The 4,148-nt window shown below is 43.6% G+C and carries 3 protein-coding genes and 2 pseudogenes; 3 read left to right on the plus strand and 2 right to left on the minus strand.

Annotation, left to right across the window (positions count from 1 at the left end):
- Positions 1–339: 339 nt before the first annotated feature.
- The 3 genes from JGK22_RS32800 to JGK22_RS32810 all read left to right on the plus strand — a co-directional run bounded on the left by JGK22_RS32800 (position 340) and on the right by JGK22_RS32810 (position 2,898).
- Positions 340–540 carry a DUF2862 domain-containing protein gene (locus JGK22_RS32800; RefSeq protein ID WP_293155850.1) on the plus strand — a complete coding sequence of 67 codons (201 nt, stop codon included), beginning with the start codon at positions 340–342 and terminating at the stop codon, positions 538–540.
- A 225-nt stretch (positions 541–765) separates the two neighbouring features.
- Positions 766–1,860, plus strand: coding sequence for an ArsA family ATPase (locus tag JGK22_RS32805; protein WP_293187171.1), 1,095 nt, complete (start codon positions 766–768; stop codon positions 1,858–1,860).
- 297 nt (positions 1,861–2,157) lie between these two features.
- On the plus strand, positions 2,158–2,898 hold the full coding sequence (locus tag JGK22_RS32810) for a Uma2 family endonuclease (RefSeq protein ID WP_293187172.1): 741 nt from the start codon (positions 2,158–2,160) through the stop codon (positions 2,896–2,898).
- A 223-nt stretch (positions 2,899–3,121) separates the two neighbouring features.
- Here the strand turns inward: JGK22_RS32810 and JGK22_RS32815 are convergent.
- Both JGK22_RS32815 and JGK22_RS32820 read right to left on the minus strand, forming a co-directional pair.
- A pseudogene (locus JGK22_RS32815) lies at positions 3,122–3,334 on the minus strand (transposase); the annotation flags it as partial.
- 94 nt (positions 3,335–3,428) lie between these two features.
- Positions 3,429–4,148, minus strand: a pseudogene (locus JGK22_RS32820) (IS5/IS1182 family transposase); the annotation flags it as partial.

Here is a 4,148-nt window from a genome sequence, read left to right on the forward strand (position 1 = left end):
TTTTGGATTTAAAGGCTAATTCGTCAATTTCAACAAAACGATTCTCGGTGGATTTAATGATGTGCCTCTCTGCTAGTTGCATTCAGACTCTCCATTTTTGGACGATCGCAATAATTCTCTCAGTTGACCATTTTGACTATATGATACTACTATTGCTTACTACTGCTTACAAACTTAATAAAGTTTTATAATACCGTCTTTTAGGGAAATTTGATCGAAAATTTCGCTGGAAAATCATGGCGGGCGATCGGGCCCGGTGGTGTTGCTGCTCGATCGAGACCGCCAAACTGTAAAATGAACGCTTGTATATAAGTTATGTAGAGCAGGAGAACAATTTCAGTGGCAATAGAAGTAGGTCAGAGAGTTAAGGTACGCCGTCTCAGAGATCGGATACCTGCAAATATGGTGGGCAAGATAAAGGAAAATCCAGTAGGCACTGTTGACGGATTCAGAATGGTTGATGGCAGCGGAGTAGGCGTGGTTGTCAAGTTTGACGGTTTTGCGACTTGGTTCTTTGAAGATGAGCTAGAAGCCGTTTAGTAGAAGGCCGTTGTCAGTGGGCAGTGGGCAGTTGTTAGTTGTCAGTTGTCAGTTGTTATTGGTAGCAGCTAACAACTCACACATCAGGAATCAGAAAGAACAACTACCTACTGCCCACAGCCCACAGCCCACTAACCACTGACAACTACCCACTGACAACTGACAACTCTGGCTGAAGGTTGCGCTTAAATGTTAAGTAGTAAGCTTTGGCACTGAGAACAGAAAATGGCTTTGATTTTGACATTTTTGGGCAAAGGCGGCACTGGCCGCAGCACGATCGCGATCGCAACAGCTAAAAAATATGCGGCTCAAGGCAAGCGAGTTCTGCTACTCGGCCAAGATCCGGGGCCTGCATTGGGTATTCTGCTAGGGGTTCCCCTGACTCCCACGCCACAGGAAATCGCCCCCAACTTCAAAGCAGTTCAGGTGAACAGCGCGCCGCTGCTAGAACGCAGGTGGGACGAAATTAAACAACTAGAAGCTCAATATGTCCGCACTCCGTTTTTCAAGCAGATTTACGGGCAAGAATTGGGAGTGTTACCGGGGATGGACAGCGCGCTGGCGTTGAACGAACTTCGGGAATACGACGACAGCAAACAATACGATGTCATTGTGTATGACGGCAGCGGCGGCATGGATACGCTGCGGATGTTGGGAATGCCGGAAATTTTGAGCTGGTACATCCGTCGCTTCCGCCAAGCGTTGGTAGATTCGGATTTGGGGAAAGCTTTGTCGCCTTTTATTCAACCGGTTGTCAGTACCGTGTTGACGGTGGATATGTCGGGAGACAATGCTTTTCAATCTACCAAGCAAGTCGATAATCTGTTGGATAAGGGTAAGGAAGCGCTGGCAGATCCGAACCGCACGGCCGCTTATTTGGTGACGACTGGGGATGCAAGTGCGATCGGCACTGCGCGCTATTTGTGGGGAAGTTCTCAACAAATTGGTTTAACTGTCGGCGGTGTGATTGTCAATCAAGCACCGCTTACAGAAACGATTGCTGCTGATTTCGATCCTTTGACAGCAGTTTCTGTGCCGGCCCACAGCGATAATAATTGGCAGCCGTTAATTGATGCTTTGCCAGATTTTTCTGAAGCTGGGAAAGCTCCTAAACCGATTAACATCAACACTGCACAGCGTCTAGTTAGTTTGTTTTTGCCTGGGTTTGACAAGAAAGAAATTAAATTGATTCAATCCGGGCCGGAAGTGACGATCGAAGCGGGCGATCAGCGGCGCAATATCTTGCTTCCTCCGGCGCTAACTGGAAAATCTGTCACAGGTGCTAAATTCCAGAATGGTTACTTGATTATTTCTTTTTAGCAGTTAAGTTGTTCGGGATTTTGGGTAAATTTTGGAACGGGCAAGATGCCCGTTCCACATTATTTTTATTAGTAGTTGTATGGGGTACGTTGTTGGGCTTGGGCCCTATACGTTTAAATGGTTATATAAGCTGTCAGTCATACCTCATCTTTCCGAGAAAGGCTATAATTTAGGGATTTTTCATGGATCCGCACCCTACGACCACAAACACTGAAAATTATCGATAAATCTTGGAAAATACGATCGCCCGCAGTGCGTCTATAATATAAAATCATTAGCAAATTTGGGAAAACAGCAATGGTTAGACAACTGCAATCTCCCGACCAACAAAACATCGTATACCCTGACGATAACGGAGAACCAATGTCAGACAATACTGAGCAGTTTCGATTAATCGTTTGGATTAAGGAAAATTCCGAACTATTGTTTGCGAATGACCCGAATGTTTTCGTAGCCGGCGACTTGCTTTGGTATCCCGTTGAAAGAAATAATAAACTTTGCCAAGCACCAGATGTGATGGTAGTTTTTGGTAGACCAAAAGGATATCGAGGTTCCTATCAACAGTGGAATGAAGATAATATTCCGCCGCAAGTCGTGTTTGAAATTTGGTCGCCGGGAAATCGGCCTGCTCCGATGATTCAAAAGTTCAAATTTTACGAACGTTACGGTGTGGAAGAATACTATTTGTACGACCCACAAACATTAGAATTGACAGGATGGCAGCGGGTTGAGGAAGAGTTAGAGGCGATCGAACAAATAGACGGTTGGATCAGTCCGAGATTGGGCGTGCGGTTCCAATTATCTGAAACCGGACTCGAAATGTTCGGGCCAAACGGAGAAGCATTTATGAGTTTTGTGGAACTCGCTCAACTGCGGCGCCAAGCGGAAGCACAAGCGACTGAAGCAGAGCAACTGCGACAACAAGCAGAGGAACGGGCGACTGAGGCTGAAACTTTGCTCGAGCAAGAACGATCGCGATCGCAAGCCTTAGAAGCTCAACTCCGAGCAATGGGAATCGATCCAAATCAATTGCAATAGATGATTGGGCAATTTAAACGCCGATTTAAATCGCGTACATAATCTCCGTAGATACTGTCTTGACCTGTCAAGGGGTGGCGATCGCATAATTAGGGCTTGCTGAAAAAGTCAGAAAACAGCATTTAGAAAGATGAGTGAATTTGAGATCGCCTCGACAATATAAGTGGTGTTAATTTTATGATGGCAAAACATAGCTTTTACCAATGATTTAAGCCAAAAAACATCAAAAAAGGTTTTTGTTATGAAATAGACAGAAAAAAAGCCAAAAAGCCTGCCGTACCCTGGCAGAAAGATTCATCACCAGATCGTCTGATTGAGCTTGTTTTTTTATTGATTTGCTCAGATTTTTGGGAGGTCTTCCTAGACGGACACCGCTCATTCTGATGCCGAGTTCTTTGCACCAAACTCTATTTTCTTCTGTTCGATATAGCGGTTCTCAGAAAGATGAGGTACGTTGTTGGGATGCGAGCCCTCTTAGTCTAAGCGGTTATACGATCTGCCAGTTATACCTCATCTTTTTGAGAAAGGCTATATATCCGATCTACATGAATTGATTCAGGGTAAAATCCGGTGAATTGTTTAAATGCTTCTACTTGTATTTTTAAGTCTCCTGATTCGTTGAAGTTATCCCAACTAATTCGGTCTAAAAATACGTACCCATTCAGCTTTCCCTCTCACGGAGCGGGCGGATCTGTGGTTGCGTTAAACTTACTATTCTGTCGGGAATACTATGTTCTTTCTTTTCGTACATTAACAACTGTTGGCAGTAGACTTCTGTAACTACTAACAGCATTCTATAATGAGATTTGGTTAATAACTTTAGCTCACCCATTCGCTCTATACTAGCCAAATTTATTTGGATGTATTGCAGTTGTTTTTTAATGGCTTTTCTTCTTGATTTTCGTCGTGGCTTTTTTTATTTTGCTATGGTTAGGTATTCTTTTCTGGCTCTGTTTCGATATGTCAAGAGGCTTTTTTTTACGGGTGATTTAGTTTGATTGTGTAGACTATCTATGATTTTTTCAGTATGTTCTCCCTAAGTCGGTCGGATATTTAATGTCGGCTGGCGCACAGGTTGCATCTAATATTAATTTTCCTTGATTTTTGGGTTCACTCCAATCTGATTACTTTTTTTCTACTTCTTCTCCTGATACTTGGGTCTGGTCTTTGACCATTTTTTCATTGATTTTATTTCCTCGGGTTGACTCCTATTCTTTGCCGAAAATAAACGAACATGGATGAGTCGAATG

Source organism: Microcoleus sp. PH2017_08_TRC_O_A, from assembly GCF_020738665.1.
Classification (GTDB): domain Bacteria; phylum Cyanobacteriota; class Cyanobacteriia; order Cyanobacteriales; family Microcoleaceae; genus Microcoleus.